Source organism: Janthinobacterium sp. SUN176 (assembly GCF_030587335.1).
GTDB lineage: Bacteria > Pseudomonadota > Gammaproteobacteria > Burkholderiales > Burkholderiaceae_D > Janthinobacterium > Janthinobacterium kumbetense.
Map to the genome: position 1 here is coordinate 1,790,575 of NZ_JAPWIA010000001.1, position 15,145 is coordinate 1,805,719.

At 67.4% G+C, this 15,145-nt stretch carries 15 protein-coding genes; 12 read left to right on the forward strand and 3 right to left on the reverse strand.

The genetic code is table 11. From position 1 onward, the window contains the following. Positions 1–4 precede the first annotated feature (4 nt). Both O3299_RS08150 and O3299_RS08155 read right to left on the reverse strand, forming a co-directional pair. Positions 5–601 (reverse strand): cytochrome b/b6 domain-containing protein, encoded by a 597-nt coding sequence (locus tag O3299_RS08150; protein WP_305052117.1) that lies wholly within the window; start codon positions 599–601, stop codon positions 5–7. Continuing rightward, the gene (locus O3299_RS08155; protein ID WP_305062009.1) at positions 601–1,407 is read right to left on the reverse strand and encodes a DUF1223 domain-containing protein; all 807 of its coding nucleotides are present in this window, start codon (positions 1,405–1,407) and stop codon (positions 601–603) included. Before O3299_RS08155 ends, O3299_RS08150 begins: the two co-directional genes overlap by 1 nt. 131 nt (positions 1,408–1,538) lie before the next feature. On the opposite strand from O3299_RS08155, the gene O3299_RS08160 reads away from it, so the two are divergent. From O3299_RS08160 to O3299_RS08215, 12 genes are all read left to right on the forward strand, one after another. Further along, a complete protein-coding gene (locus O3299_RS08160) occupies positions 1,539–2,123 on the forward strand; it encodes a sigma-70 family RNA polymerase sigma factor (RefSeq protein ID WP_289914588.1) in 585 nt (194 codons plus the stop codon). After that, a complete protein-coding gene (locus tag O3299_RS08165; protein WP_305062010.1) occupies positions 2,120–2,767 on the forward strand; it encodes a DUF1109 domain-containing protein in 648 nt (215 codons plus the stop codon). Before O3299_RS08160 ends, O3299_RS08165 begins: the two co-directional genes overlap by 4 nt. A 118-nt stretch (positions 2,768–2,885) precedes the next feature. Beyond that, complete coding sequence (locus tag O3299_RS08170) at positions 2,886–4,397, forward strand: DUF4331 domain-containing protein (RefSeq protein WP_305062011.1); 1,512 nt, start codon at positions 2,886–2,888, stop codon at positions 4,395–4,397. Positions 4,398–4,415: 18 nt separating this feature from the next. Beyond that, the gene (locus O3299_RS08175) at positions 4,416–4,664 is read left to right on the forward strand and encodes a hypothetical protein (RefSeq protein ID WP_099667811.1); all 249 of its coding nucleotides are present in this window, start codon (positions 4,416–4,418) and stop codon (positions 4,662–4,664) included. 86 nt (positions 4,665–4,750) lie between these two features. Further along, complete coding sequence (locus tag O3299_RS08180; protein WP_305062012.1) at positions 4,751–5,962, forward strand: hypothetical protein; 1,212 nt, start codon at positions 4,751–4,753, stop codon at positions 5,960–5,962. Between the two features lie 8 nt (positions 5,963–5,970). Further along, a complete protein-coding gene (locus O3299_RS08185) occupies positions 5,971–7,086 on the forward strand; it encodes a HupE/UreJ family protein (protein ID WP_305062013.1) in 1,116 nt (371 codons plus the stop codon). Positions 7,087–7,215: 129 nt separating this feature from the next. After that, positions 7,216–7,725, forward strand: a complete 510-nt coding sequence (locus O3299_RS08190; RefSeq protein WP_305062014.1) for a sigma-70 family RNA polymerase sigma factor — start codon at positions 7,216–7,218, stop codon at positions 7,723–7,725. Continuing rightward, positions 7,722–8,708 carry a FecR domain-containing protein gene (locus O3299_RS08195; protein ID WP_305062015.1) on the forward strand — a complete coding sequence of 329 codons (987 nt, stop codon included), beginning with the start codon at positions 7,722–7,724 and terminating at the stop codon, positions 8,706–8,708. The genes O3299_RS08190 and O3299_RS08195 overlap by 4 nt, the downstream gene beginning before the upstream one ends. 104 nt (positions 8,709–8,812) lie before the next feature. After that, on the forward strand, positions 8,813–11,290 hold the full coding sequence (locus O3299_RS08200) for a TonB-dependent siderophore receptor (protein ID WP_305062016.1): 2,478 nt from the start codon (positions 8,813–8,815) through the stop codon (positions 11,288–11,290). After that, positions 11,290–12,504 (forward strand): PepSY domain-containing protein, encoded by a 1,215-nt coding sequence (locus O3299_RS08205; protein ID WP_305062017.1) that lies wholly within the window; start codon positions 11,290–11,292, stop codon positions 12,502–12,504. The genes O3299_RS08200 and O3299_RS08205 overlap by 1 nt, the downstream gene beginning before the upstream one ends. 92 nt (positions 12,505–12,596) lie before the next feature. Next, entirely contained in the window at positions 12,597–13,448 is an 852-nt protein-coding gene (locus tag O3299_RS08210; protein ID WP_305062018.1) for an aldo/keto reductase, read from the forward strand. A gap of 12 nt (positions 13,449–13,460) precedes the next feature. Next, entirely contained in the window at positions 13,461–14,603 is a 1,143-nt protein-coding gene (locus tag O3299_RS08215) for an aldo/keto reductase (protein ID WP_305062019.1), read from the forward strand. Here the strand turns inward: O3299_RS08215 and O3299_RS08220 are convergent. Continuing rightward, positions 14,590–15,135, reverse strand: a complete 546-nt coding sequence (locus O3299_RS08220; RefSeq protein WP_305062020.1) for an RNA 2'-phosphotransferase — start codon at positions 15,133–15,135, stop codon at positions 14,590–14,592. The two genes, O3299_RS08215 and O3299_RS08220, sit on opposite strands and share 14 nt — an antisense overlap. Positions 15,136–15,145 lie beyond the last annotated feature (10 nt).

The following is a 15,145-nucleotide window of genomic DNA, read 5'->3' on the forward strand; positions in this document are numbered from 1 at the left end:
CTCCTTAGCGGCCGCGCAGCATGGCGACCAGGGTGCGCGGCACCAGCGCCACCATCAGCAAGTGTACGCCGACAAAGCCCGTCAGCAGCGCCATGGCGATGAAGTGGACCCTGCGCGCACTCTCGTAGCCGCCGATGAGCTCGCGCAGCAGGGGAAATTGCACGGACTTCCACAGCACCAGGCCGGACAGCACCAGCACGATGCAGTCGAGCATGACGAACAGGTAGGCGGCGCGCTGCACCATGTTGTAGCGGCGCGGATCCGCGTGGGCCAGCTTTCCTTTCAGCGCGGCAACAAAATCGGCCAGCAACAGGCGCGGCGTCAGGGGAAAGAACTGGCGCCGCAGCCTGCCCGAGGCGATGTTGATGATCAGATACAGCAAGCCATTGGCCACCAGCAGCCACATGGCGGCGAAATGCCATTGCAGGGCGCCGCCCAGCCAGCCGCCCAGGGTCAGCGCGCGCGGCAACTCGAAAGGGAAAAATGGCGCCGCGTTATAGATGCGCCAGCCGCTGGTGGCCAGCACCACGACGGCCACGGCATTGAGCCAGTGCGTCAGACGCAGCCAGGCGGGGTGGATCACGTTCGCTTGTCCGTTCATCACATCACTCCCTTCGCGCAGGATGCCGTGCTGACGGCTTGCAGGATGGCGCTGCTGTCGGCCCGCTGCACGAAGGCGACCACTTGCAGCTGCTCCGGGCGCCAGCTGGCGGGCAGGTTGACTTCGCGGCGCAGCCGGGCGTGGCCTTGCGCCAGCGCAACGGGTCCCAGCCACAGGCGCACGGCCGCATCGTGATGCAGGGTGGCGCCGCGGTTTTCGCCGCGTAGCACTTTCGAGACGATGGCGCTTTCGCTGATGGCCACGTACAGCTGGCCGCCCGCCTGCCCATCCGGCGCGCTGGCATTGGCTTCAAGCAATAATTGTCCACCCGCCCCTGGCGTGGCGGACAGGCTGATATTGACGGGCGCGGCGGTCGCGTTGATGCGGCGGATGGCGGCCGGCAGTTGCGTATCCCAGCCGCGCAATTCCGTGCCGCCCACAAAGAATTGGGGCGTGTAGGCCACATGACGGGGCTGGTAGCGCAGCAATTCGGCCTGGCGCGCATCGAATTGCGCCTGCGCCAGCGGGTCCGTCCAGCCGATCTGGTCCCAGTAGGTGACGTGCAGGGCCAGCGGCACGACCAGGCTGGCCTCCCCCGCTTCCTTGCGCAAGGCGTTCAGGCGCTGGTCGGCGGGCGGGCAGCTGGAACAGCCTTCGCTGCTGTACAGTTCCACCAGCGCCGCCGTCTGCGGCCCGCTTTGCACGGCGCAGCGCTGGCCGGCCGCCAGCTGCGCGTACGCGGGTGCCGTCGCGGCCCACAGGCAGAGCGGAACGAGGCTGGCGGCAAGGCGGTGCTTGATATGCATGATGACTACCCGTTATAGTGAATGAAGAAGCGTGCTTGCCTGTCAATTCGCCGCAATGGCCGGATTGGTTACAGCCGCCGGCAAAAATTAATGATATTTATTTTTTTCAACGCCTGTCACCAAAGGCCTGCATGCAACGAATACCTGTAAGCGAGCACCTGCATGGAACGGAATTGCGGCTGCATGGCTTGATGCTGCGCGGGCTCGACGGCGATGCGGCGGCGTATCGCAGTTTCTTGCAGGCCAGTAGCAGCCATTTGCGCGCATTCCTGCGGCGCCGCCTGCAGCGCTGGCCGGACGAGGTGGAAGACCTGGTGCAGGAGTGCCTGCTGGCCATCCACAACCAGCGGCTGACGTATGACACGGGCGTGCCGCTGACGTCGTGGATCCATGCGATCGCCCGCTATAAATTGATCGACTGGCTGCGCCGGCATGGACGGCGCGAAGCGCAGCACTTGCCGTACGACGAAGAAGATAGCGCGCAGGAACTGTTTTCCAGCGCCGATGCCGAGGCGGCCGAAGCCAGCCGCGACCTGGGCAAATTGCTGGCCAGCTTGCCGGCGCAGCAGCGCGACGCCATCGTGCATACCAAGCTCGACGGCTGGTCCGTGCGCGACACGGCGGCGGCCATGCAGATTTCGGAAGCCAGCGTCAAAGTGGCCGTGCATCGCGGCTTGAAGGCACTGGCAGCCAACTTGAGGATAAGGACACCATGAAAACCGATGACTTGATCGCCATGCTGGCCAGCGGCCCCGACGTGGCCGCCGCGCCGCCCCCGGGCGCCCGCTGGCGCGCCGCGGGCACTTTGACCGCCGGCGTACTGGGCAGCGTGGCGCTGATGGCCATGTTGCTGGGCGTGCGGCCCAACCTGGAACAGCTGGCCCGGTTGCCCGATTTCTGGGTCAAGGTGGGTTTCGTCGCCTGCCTCTGCCTGGCGGCCTGGCAAGCCAGCCGCCGCCTGTGCATGCCCGGTGCGCCGACGCGCGCCCTGCCCCTGCTGCTCGCCCTGCCCCTGTTGCTGATGTGGGTGCTGGGCGCCCTCATCCTGCAGGAAGCCCCTCCCGGGCAACGCGCCGAGCTGTTCTGGGGCGCCACCTGGCGCAGTTGCCCTTTGCTGATCGCCACCCTTTCCCTGCCCATCCTGGCCGCCGTGCTGCGCCTGATGCGCCAGCTGGCCCCCACGCGCCTGCGCTTGGCGGGCGCGGCTGCCGGTTTTGCGGCCGGCGCTATGGCGGCGCTCGTCTATTGCCTGCATTGCCCCGAGCTGGCGGCCAGCTTCGTCGGTTTCTGGTACGTGCTGGGCATGCTGGTGCCGACCGCCATCGGCGCGGCCCTTGGCCCCAAGGTGCTGGCCTGGTGAGCCAATGACCTCCTTTTCAAGGCAGTGAATCCGTTTTCGTTCCCCGTGCGTATAAGTCAGGCAGCCTGCAGTTTCTTGGACTTGTCTGTCAACGCTAACAAAAATCGGGAGAATCGAAATGTCCTTGTCACACTCGAAAACCGCGCTGGGCGCCGCCCTCATGGGCAACCTGCTCGCCGTATCCTTCACGTTGGCCATCGCGCCAGCGGCCCACGCTTCCAGCCACCGCGAAGCGCCATTCATCACGCAAAACCCCAAAGTCGACGCCACCGACTTCTATATGTTCCGCAGCTATGAAGCGGGCCGCGGCGCCTACACCACCCTGGTGGCCGACTACATTCCCCTGCAGGACGCCTACGGCGGCCCGAATTACTTCGCCATGGACCCCAACGCCCTGTACGAAATCCATATCGACAACAATGGCGACGGCAAGGAAGACCTCACCTTCCAGTTCCGCTTCACCAACACCATCAAGGATGGCCAGTTCACCGTGGGCGGCAAGAAAGTCTCGATTCCGCTCGTCATCAATGGCGGCGCCATCGACAGCGTCAATCCGGCCGGCCTGAACGTGCGCGAAACGTACAGCGTCACCGTGGTGCGGGGCGACCGCCGCACGGGCACCAGGAGCGCCGTCACCAACGCCAGCGGCGGCGGCACGACCTTCGACAAGCCCGTCGACAACATCGGCAACAAGGCCATCCCCAACTATGCCGCGTATGCTGCGCAACATGTGTATGCCGTCAATATTCCCGGCTGCGCCACGCCGGCGCGCATGTTCGTCGGCCAGCGCAAGGACCCGTTCGTCGTGAACCTGGGCGAAACGTTCGACTTGATCAACATCAAGGCGCCCGCCACGGAATTCGCCGCGAATGCGGAGTCGGCCGCCAAGGATGACCTGGCCCGGAAAAACGTCACGGCCATCGAGATGGAAGTGCCGACCGCCTGCCTGACGGCTGGCAGCGACCCCGTCATCGGCGGCTGGACCACGGCCAGCCTGCGCCAGGGCCGCCTGCTGAACCCGGCGCCGGGCACGGCCACCACGGCCTCGAAGGAAGGCGGCGCGTGGGTGCAAGTGTCGCGCCTGGGCATGCCGCTGGTGAATGAACTGGTCATCGGCCTGAAGGACAAGGACCGCTTCAACGCCAGCAAGCCGTCGGGCGACGCGCAATTTGCCGACTACGTCACCAACCCCACGGCGCCGGCCCTGGTGGAAGTGCTGTTTGGCTCGGCAGGCGCCAAGGCGCCCACCAACTTCCCCCGCAACGACCTGGTGGCCACTTTCCTGACGGGCATCAAGGGCGTGAACCAGCCCGTCACCGTGACGGCGTCCGAAATGCTGCGCCTGAACACCTCGATCGCCCCTACCGCCGTCGGCGCGCAAAAGCGCCTGGGCGTCATCGATGGCGATAACGCGGGCTTCCCGAACGGCCGCCGCCCCGGCGACGACGTGGTCGACGTGGTGCTGCGCGTGGCCATGGGCAAGCTGTGCACCCTGAACATCGGCTGCGCCCCGGCCGATGCACCGGCCGGCGCCCTGCATTTCACGGATGGCGCTTTCCTCGATGAAACCTACTTCACGGCGGGTTTTCCCTACCTGAAAAACCCCATCGCCGGTTCGCCGCAACTGTAAGCCTACGAGGAGAATACGATGAAAAAGCTCCATGCATGCGGCGCCCTGGCGCTCACCACCCTGCTGGCCGGCTGCGGTGGCGGCGGCAGCAGCCACGGCGGCGATAACGGCGACGGCGGCGTCACCCCTCCGCCCGTGGTCTTGCTCGACGCCTTCTATGTGGCCGTCAGCAACGTCATCCTGACCACCAGCGATGACAAGGACGGCGTCGCCATCGACGCCATCATGGCGACCTCTCCGGAAAATACGGAGCCGGTACCGCTGTAACGCGCGGTCACCGAGTGCGGGCGCCGGAGACAGCGTTCTCCGGCGCCCGCCCTTGCCGCCCTACTCCACCGTCGATGGCGTCCACGATGAAAACACCGATTTCCCTGCTGTGCGCCTGCCTGCCCGTGCTGGCGCCGGCCGCGCCCTACACGCCGAAAGACGGCAGCGCCGTCATCGAGCAATTGCCGCGCCGCGCCGACGCCACGCAGCTCGCCTTGCGCGGCCTGCGCCAGCAACTGAATGACACGCCGCAAGACCTTGCCCTGGCCACCAGCCTGGCCCAGCGCTACATTGCCCTGGCGCGCAGCGAAACGGACCCGCGCTACCTGGGTTACGCGCAAGCGGCGCTGGCGCCATGGTGGCGGCAAGCGGCACCGCCCGTCCCCGTGCGCCTGCTGCGCGCCACCATCCTGCAAAGCACCCACCATTTCGCTCCCGCCCTGCAAGACCTCGACGCCGTCATCGCCCAGCAGCCGCAAAACGGCCAGGCCTGGCTGACGCGCGCCACCGTGCTCACCGTGCAGGGCGACTACGCCCAGGCGACGGCGGCCTGCGCGCGCCTGTCCGCCCTGACGACGCAGCTCGTCACCGTCACCTGCCTTGCCAGTATCGCCAGCGTCACGGGCCGCGCCGCCAGCAGCGAGCGCTTGCTGGACCTGACCCTGCAACGCAGCGCCGGCGCGGCGCCGGAGCTCGACAGCTGGGCCGCAACCCTGCTGGCGGAAATGGCCACGCGGCGCGGAGAGGCGGCGCTGGCCGAGGCGCGCTACACGACGGCGCTGGCGCGGCAGCCGCGCGACAGCTATCTGCTGGGCGCCTACGCGGATTTCCTGCTCGACCGGCAGCGCCCGCAGGAAGTCGCCAAATTGCTGAAAGAGCAGCAGCGCATCGACGCCCTGCTGCTGCGCTACGCGCTGGCGCTGCAGGCGCTGCCCGGCCAGCAGACGGCCTTCCTGGCGGCAAAAGCGGAACTGGCGGCCCGTTTCAATGCCGCCATGCAACGCGGCGACACCGTGCACCAGCGGGAACAGGCCCGTTTCGCCCTGTTTTTGCAACAGGATGTGCCGGCCGCCCTGCAACTGGCGCAGAAAAACTGGGCCATCCAGAAGGAAGTGCCCGACATGCGCATCTTGCTGGAAGCATCCGTGGCCGCGCGCAACTACGCCGCGGCGCAACCGGTGCTGGCCTGGATCACGGCGCATGGCGTGGAAGACGTGGCCCTGCAGCGCCTCGTCAGGCAGCTGGGGCCGCAGGATGGGCAAAAACTTAGTGCCGCAAAGAAAGCAGGTGCGCTGTGAACGCCCGCATGCTCGCGTTGCTGCTCACCCTGTGCGCCTGGCTGGCCCCCGCGCAGGCGCACAAGCCCAGCGACAGCTACCTGAGCCTGGCCGTGCACGGCCAGCAGATCGACGGGCAATGGGATATCGCCCTGCGCGACCTCGATTTCGCCATCGGCCTCGATGGCAATGGCGACGGCGCGCTGACCTGGGAGGAGATCCGCGCGCGCCACGACGCCATTGCCGCCTACGCGCTGCAACGCCTGCAGGTGGCCAGCGACCGGGGCGCCTGCCCCTTGAAGGCCGTCGAGCAGCTGATCGACCGGCATACGGACGGCGCCTACAGCGTGCTGCGCTTTGCGGCCACCTGCCCCGGCAACGCCGCGCCAGCCACTTTAAACATCGGCTACACCCTGTTCGCCGACCTCGACCCGCAGCACAAGGGCTTGCTCAAGATCGACAGCGGCGGCGCCACGCAAACGGCCATCTTCGACCCGGACAGCCCGCGCCAGACGCTGTCCCTGGCCGCACCCGACCGCCTGGCGCAGTTCGGCGCGTATGTCAAACACGGCATCTGGCATATCTGGATCGGCTACGACCATATCCTGTTCCTGCTGTCGCTGCTGCTGCCGGCCGTGCTGCTGCCGGGCTTGCGCGAACAGCGGCAAGGCTTGAAAACGGCTTTTTATGACGTGCTGAAGGTCGTCACGGCATTCACGCTGGCCCATTCCATCACATTGACCCTGGCCAGCCTGTCGCTCGTCTCGCTGCCGTCGCGCTGGGTGGAATCGGCGATTGCCGCTTCCGTGATCCTGGCCGCGCTGAACAACCTGCTGCCCCTGTTCCGCGGCAAGCGCCCCGTGGCCGCCTTCGTATTCGGGCTGATCCACGGTTTCGGCTTCGCCAGCGTGCTGCGCGACCTGGGCTTGCCGCAAGGTTCCCTGCTGGCCAGCCTGTTCGGCTTCAACGTGGGCGTGGAAATCGGCCAGCTGGCCATCGTCGCCGCCTTCCTGCCGCTCGCCTGGCTGCTGCGCAAGACGTGGCTGTACCGGCAAGTGCTGACCGTCGGCTCGCTGGCCATCGCCCTGGTCGCTTGCGTGTGGCTGGTGGAGCGGGTGGCCGATATCAAGCTGATTTCAACGTGACGGCCGCCCGATAGCGTTGCTGGACAGCCACTGCCGGGCCACAAGTCCCGGCAATCGGGCTACAATACGAACAATTCTCAATCGCATCAAGGCCTGTCTGTCCTGTGGACCGTGGCATGGAAAGGTTGCATGCTACGCCCCGAACTGGAACTGCATCGGCAAATCGAAGTCCTCTACAGCGACCACCATGGCTGGCTGCAGGGCTGGCTGCGCCGCAAGCTGGGCAACGCCTTCGACGCGGCCGACCTGGCGCACGACACGTATCTGCGCATCCTCGCGCGCGGCCGCGCGCCCGCTCCCGTGGAATCGCGCCAGCACCTGGCGCAGATCGCCAACGGCCTGGTGGTCGACCTGTTCCGCCGCCGGCATATCGAGTCAGCCTACGCGGACGCCATCGCCGCGCAGCCGGAAGCGCTGGTGCCGACGCCGGAAATGCGTGCACTGATCGTCGAAGCGCTGATGGAAATCGACGCCATCCTGGCCAGCTTGCCGAACAAGGTGCGCGACGCCTTTTTGCTGTGCAAGCTCGAAGGCATGGCCTACGCCGACATCGCCGCGCACCTCGACGTGTCCGTCTCCTCCGTGGAAAAATACATCGCCCGCGCGCTGCTGGCCTGCTGCATGGCGCAATGCGCATGAACCCCCAACTGGACAGCGCTCCCATCGCCCCCGCCGTGCTGCAGCGCGCCGCCGATTGGATGGCGCGGCTGTGGGCGGAAGACGCCAGCGCGGCCGATGCCGACGCCTGCGCCGCCTGGCGCGCCGCCCACCCGGAGCACGAACGGGCCTGGGCCCGGCTGCAGCGCTTCGCCCGGCAATTCGAGGCCCTGCCCCGCGAAGTGGCGCGCGGCGCGCTGGCGCCGGCCCAGCGCCATGCCGCCGGCCGCCGGCGCGCCTTGCAGCTGCTGGGACTGATCGCGGCGGGCGGCGGCACGGCCCTGCTGGCGCACGAATCGGGCCTGTGGCAGCGCGCCGCCAGCGATTACCGCACGGCTGTGGGCGAGACGCGCGCCATCGTGCTGGCCGACGGCACGCAAGTGGTGCTGGACACGGCCAGCGCCATCGACGTGGCATACAGCGCCGGCGAACGGCGCATCGTGCTGCGCGCGGGGGCCATCCTCGTCACCAGCGCGCACGAAACGGCGCCTGTCGACCGTCCGCTGCTGGTGGCGACGCCGCAAGGCACGGCCACGGCGCTGGGCACGCGCTTTGGCGTGCGCCTCGATGCCGACGCCAGCAAGGTGGCCGTGTTCCAGGGCGCCGTCGCCCTGCAGCCGCGGCAGGACGGCGCCGCGCCCGTGCACCTGCAGGCGGGCCAGCAGGCCGGCTATACGCGCCGCGCAGTGCAAGACATCGGCAAGGTGGAAGACAGCGCCGCCGCCTGGGCCGATGGCCGCCTGGTGGCCGAACGCATGCCGCTGGGCGAACTGCTGGCCGAGCTGGGACGCTACCGTCACGGCGTGCTGCGCTGCGACGCATCCATCGCCGGCCTGCGCGTGACGGGCGTGTATTCGCTGCGCGACACGGACCGCTCGCTGGCCAACCTGGCCCTGAGCCTGCCCGTGCAGCTGCGCTACCGCACGCGCTACTGGGTCAGCGTGGGGCCGCGCCAGGCGTCCTGAAAAATATAGGCAAAATAAATGAAAAAACGTTGAGGGTTTTGGCTTCTCGTTCGGAATACGGGAAGAACCGATTTTTTTCCTTCCACTTTCCAAGGATCTGCACCATGCCCCCTCGCCCGACCGCACCCACGCTGCGTCCATTCCCCCTCGCCGTCGCCATCCAGGCCCTGTTCCTGGCTGGCGCCGCCATGGGCGCCGTGGCCGTCACGGCCCCTGCCGCCCACGCGCAAACGCTTGAGAATGCGCAAGCCAAGCGCCCCTACGCGATCCCCGCCGGACCGCTGGAGCGGGCCTTGACCGCGTTTGCCAGCGCGGCCGGCGTGGAACTGTCGGCCGACGCGGCCCTGTTGCAGGGCAAACGCAGCGGCGGCCTGGCGGGCAGCTATACCGTGCGCCAGGGCTTCGACGAACTGCTGCGCGGCCAGGGCGTGCGCGTCGTCGCGGGCGCCAACGGCGCCTATGCGCTGCGGGCGGACGCCTCCGCAACGCCATTGCCGGCGCCGGCAAGCGCACAGGCGGCGCAGGCCAGCGCCACCCTGCCCGCCATCACCATCAATGCCACGGCCGAACGCGAAACGGCGACGGGCCCCGTGCGCGGCTACGTGGCGCGGCGCGCCGCCTCGGCCACCAAGACGGATACGGCCCTGAATGAAAACCCGCAATCCGTGTCCGTCGTCACGGCCGATGAAATCAGCGACCGCAACGCCGAATCGCTCGACGAGACCCTGCGCTACACGGCGGGCGTGACGCCGAACCAGCGTCCGCTGGGCAGCGACGATTCCTCGCTGCTGCGCGGCTTCACCATCGAAACGAACGGCATCCTGCAAGATGGCTTGCGCAATTCGGGCCGCACGTTTGGCGCCTCCATCGAGCCGTATGGCCTGGAACGCCTGGAAGTGCTGCGCGGCCCCGCCTCCGTGCTGTACGGGCAGATTCCGCCGGGCGGCATGGTCAACGCCGTCAGCAAGCGTCCCAGCGCGGACGCCGTGCGCGAAGTGGGCATCGAGTACGGCAGCTACCAGCGCCGCCAGCTGAAAGCGGACGTGGGCGGCACGCTCGACGCGCCGGGCGCCTGGACTTGGCGCGTCGTCATGCTGGGCCGCGAAGCGGACACGCGGCTGGATCGCGACCGCGACAACCGCCTGTACTTCGCCCCGTCCCTCACTTGGCAGGCAGGACCGGCCACGCGTTTGACCCTGCTGGCGCGCTACGAGCAGGACAACCAGCAATACGCGTTTCCCAACCAGCTGCTGGCGCCAGGCCCGCGCGGCCAGGTGGACCCCGGTGTCAACCTGATGGGCGACGACAACCGCTTCAAGCGCCGCAACACCATGCTGGGCTACGAGTTCGAGCATGCGTTCAACGATACGTGGTCGCTGCGCCAGAACCTGCGCTACACGCACCTGAAGAACGACCGCACGGACATGTTCCCCCTGGGCTTGAATGACGATGGCACGGTGAAGCGCTATTTCATGCCCGTCGATACGGCGTCGAACAGCCTGTTCGCCGATACCCAGCTGCAGGCGCGCTTCGCCACGGGCAGCCTGGCGCACCAGGTGCTGCTGGGCGTCGATTACGCGAACATCCGCAACACGGACGAATACCGGCACCAGCAGGGCTTTATCGAACCGATCGACCTGTACCAGCCCGTGTATGGCAAGCAGCCCCTGGTCCCGGCCAAGTCGCCGACCCGCGCGGACGCCCCGTCGCGCCAGTTGGGCCTGTATGCGCAGGATCAAATCAAATGGGACCGCTGGGTCGTGACGGCGGGCCTGCGCCGCGACAAGGCGACGCAATCGCGCGACGTCACCGACCTCCATGCCGGCAGCGTGAAAGCGGACTACCACCAGGCGCCGTCGGCCACCACGGGCCGCGTGGGCGCCGTCTACCTGTTCGATGGCGGCTGGGCGCCGTATGTCAGCTACGCCACCTCGTTCTCGCCCGAACTGGGCATCACGGCCAACGGCGACGCCCTGAAGCCGTCGCGCGGCAAGCAATTCGAGGCTGGCGTGCGCTATGAACCCGTGGGCCAGCGCGCCAGCTACACGGCCGCCGTCTTCGACCTGGTGCGCGACAACGTCACCACCTCCGACATCGGCAACCCGGGCAGCCTGCTGCAAACGGGGCAAGTGGGCTCGCGCGGCCTGGAACTGGAAGCGCGCACGGAGTTCGCCAGCCGTCTGAGCCTGATCGCGCAGTACACCTACCTCGATACAGAGGTCAGGAAGAGCAATAACGGCGACCTGGGCTTGCAGCAGTCGGGCGCGCCGCGCCACAGCGCCTCGGCCTGGGCGCGCCAGGCGTTCGACCTGGGCACGGCCTTGCCCGCGTATGCGGCGCTGGGCATGCGCTTTCTGGGCGCCATGCGCTCGAACTCCGACGGCGACAACCTGAACATCCGCAATGGCGGCCTGACGCAGTGGGATGCGGCGCTGGGCGTGTCGCGCGGACCGTGGCAGTTTTCCCTCAACGTCAACAATGTGCTCGACAAGCAGACCCTGTACGACTGCGGCTACCTGCCGGGCCTGTGCTACCGCAATGCCGAACGCACGGCCAACGTCAGCGCGATGTACAGGTTCTGATGCCATCGCTGCACATGCGCCCCGCACTGGCGGCGCTGCACCGCTACGCGGGCCTGCTGATGGCCGGCTTCCTCATCGTGGCCGGCGTCACGGGCAGCGCGCTCGCATGGAAGGATGAGCTGGAAGCGGCCATGCTGCCCGCCGTCTTCCGCGCAGCGCCGCCCGCGCCGGGTGCGGCGCCCCTCGACGCCCTGCTGCTGCGCGAGTCCATCGCCGCGCGCTTTCCCCAGGCGAGCGTCACGTACGCGCCGCTGTCCGCGCCGCCCGGCCACAGCATGGTGTTTTACCTGCGCCCGCCCGGCGACGCGCCGCTGGCCAGCGACGAAGTGTTTGTCGATCCCTACACGGGCGCCGTGCTGGGCCAGCGTCGCTGGGGCGAGATAAGCCAGGGCGCCATCAACCTGCTGCCCTTCATCGAGCGCCTGCATTACGCGCTGGCGCTGGGCGACACGGGCTTGTTCATCTTCGGCCTGGTCGCCATCGTGTGGACGGTCGATTGCTTCATCGGCGCCGCCCTGACCTTCCCCGCGCGCCTGAAAAAACGCTCGCCGGGCAGTAAGCCGTGGCTGCGGCGCTGGCGCCCGTCCTGGCTGCTGCGCCGCCATGGCGGCAGCTATAAACTGGTATTCGACCTGCACCGCGCGGGCGGCCTGTGGCTGTGGGCCATGCTGCTGGTGTTTGCCTGGAGCGGCGTCGCCTTCAACCTGTACGGCGTGTATGCGGCCGTGATGCAGCCGCTGTTCCCGCACCAGGGGGCCGAGGAAGCGGTGGCGCGGCACACGCCTTCGCCGGGCCCGCACCTGGACTGGCCGGCCGCGCGCACGCAGGGGCGCCTGTTGATGCACGCGCTGGCGCAGCGGCACGCGTTCGCCATCGTCGAGGAAAACGCGCTGTCCTACGAACGCGCGCTGGGCGTGTACAGCTACAACGTGCGCAGCAGCCGCGACGTGCGCGCCCACAAGGGATTGACCACCGTCTTCTTCGACGCGGCCAGCGGCCGGCAACTGGCCGCGTGGCTGCCCACGGGCGCGGCCAGCGGCGACACCATCCGCAGCTGGATCAGCGCCCTGCACATGGCCTCGATGTGGGGCTGGCCCTTTAAGATGTTCATCTGCGCCATGGGCGTGCTGGTGGCGGGCTTGAGCGTATCGGGCGTGCTGATCTGGCGCCGCAAGCGCCAGGGACAAGCCAAAGCCAAAGCCCTCATTCATTAGCGCAGCTAATAAGAGCATGCCGATTCCAGCGGCTTATCAATAGGTGGCAGACGCCGTACAGTAGCTCCTGTTAATGACTGAAGGAGCTTGCGATGAACCGCGTCACCCTGAATAACGGCATCACCATGCCCGTCGCCGGCTACGGCGTCTTCCAGATTCCCGACCCCGCCGAATGCGAGCGCAGCGTCATCGACGCCATCGCCGCCGGCTACCGCTTGATCGACACGGCCGCTTCCTACCTGAACGAAGCGGCCGTCGGCCAGGGCATCGCCCGCAGCGGCATCGCGCGCGAGGAGCTGTTCGTCACCAGCAAGCTGTGGGTGCAGGACACGGGCTACGAGCGCACGGCACTAGCCATCGAGCAGTCGCTGCAGCGTCTGCAGCTCGATTACCTGGACTTGTTCCTGATCCACCAGCCGTTCGGCGACGTGCACGGTTCCTGGCGCGCCATGCAGGATGCGTATCGCAGCGGCAAGCTGCGCGCCATCGGCGTGAGCAATTTTCATGTAGACCGCTTGATGGACCTCATCGCCTTCAACGATATCGCGCCCGCCGTCAACCAGATCGAGATCAACCCCTTCCTCCAGCAGGCGGACAGCGTGGCCTTCATGCTCGAGCACGGCGTGCAGCCGCAGGCGTGGGCGCCATTCGCCGAGGGCCGCAACAACCTGTTCCACAATGAATTGCTGCTGGGCATCGCCGCCAAGCACGGCAAGTCCGTCGGCCAGGTGGTGCTGCGCTGGCTGACACACCGGGGTATCGCCGTGCTGGCCAAGACCGTGCGCCGCGAGCGCATGGCGGAAAACCTGGAAATTGACGATTTCGACCTGGACGAAGCGGACATGGCCGCCATCGCCCCCCTGGAAACGGGCAGCAGCAGCTTCTTTTCGCACCGCGACCCGGCCATCGTCCAGTGGATGGCGGCACGCAAGCTCGATATCTGAAGGGATAGCTTCATGACAAGCAAACACGACACGCCCACGGACCGTCGCGGCTTCCTGCTGGCGGCGGGCGGCCTGGCCGCCGCGCCGTTGATCGGCCAGGCGCAGGGCCGGACGGTGCAGGCAACGGTGGCGAACCGCCGCAAGCTGGGCAAGCTGGAAGTATCGAGCCTGGGCCTGGGCGTGCAAAACATGAGCCGCACCTACCAGACGACGATCCCCAGCCGTCCCGAAATGCATCAAGTCATCCGCACGGCCTACGAACGGGGTGTCACCTTGTTTGACGCGGCCGAGGCGTACGGACCGCACGAGGTGGAGCGGATACTGGGCGTAGGCGTGGCGCCGTTTCGCAACGACATCGTCATCGCTTCCAAATTCGGCTGGGACATCGACTTGCAGACGGGCCAGCGCCGTCCGGGCTTGAACAGCCGCCCCGCGCACATCAAGCTGGCCGTCGAAGGCATGCTGCAACGCCTGCGCACGGACCGCATCGACTTGCTGTACCAGCACCGGGTGGACCCGCAAGTGCCGATCGAGGACGTGGCCGGCGCCGTGCAAGACCTGATGCGGGAAGGAAAAGTGCTGCATTGGGGCTTGTCCGAGATGGGATTATCAACGCTGCGGCGCGCTCATGCCGCCCTGCCCGTTTCGGCCGTGCAAAGCGAATACTCGATGCTGTGGCGGGGGCCGGAAGATGGCGTGCTGGTCCTGTGCGAGGAACTGGGCATCGGCTTTGTGCCGTGGAGCCCGCTGGGCGTGGGCTTCCTGGCGGGCGCCATCGACGCGAAGACCCGCTTTGCCGACGGCGACATCCGCCAGCTCGAATCGCGTTTTTCACCGGAAAACCTGCCGCACAACCTGGCGCTGGTGGCCCTGGTGAATAGCTGGGCCACGCGCAAGCAGGTGACACCGGCGCAGATCGCCCTGGCCTGGCTGCTGGCGCAACGGCCATGGATCGTGCCCATTCCCGGCACCACGCAGATGGCGCACCTGTTCGACAATATCGGCGCGGCGGAGGTGCGGTTTACACCTGCGGAAGTGGCGGAATTGAACCAGGCCGTGGCCGCCATCCGGGTGCGAGGGGCAAGGCTGCCCGATGCTGTGCTGGCCTACTCGGGCGTGGAAGCCGCAGTCCGGCCGACCCTCAGGGAAAAGTGATAAAGGCTACCGGCACGGCATCCGCCAGCCACACGCCATTGGCCGACACATAAAACACGTGGCCCTGCGCCTGCATGGCGGCGGCATCCACCGTCAGCACGACGGGCTTGCCATGGCGCCCACCCACGGCCACGGCTGTTTCGCGGCTGGACGACAGGTGCACGTGGTTGCGCGATCCCGGCAGCAAGCCGCCGGCACGAATCGCCTCGACAAAGCGGCTGGCCGTGCCGTGGTACAGCATGGCAGGCGGCGTGGCGGGCGGCAGAGCGATATCGACGGCGGCCAGGGAGTGGCCCTGGTTGGCGCGGATGCGCAAGCCGTCTGCGCTGATGGCGTAGCGCGTCTTGCTGTCGCGGGCCACCACGTCATCCAATTGTTCACGGGAAAGGCGGCGGCCATGCCGGGCCGATTGCGCCAGCAACTGGCCGATGTCGGCCCAGCCGTTGCTATCGAGCGCGAGGCCGATTTTTTCGGGGGCGTGGCGCAATATGAGGGAAAGAAATTTACTGGTATTTACTAAATGATCTGTCATGCCCCAGTCT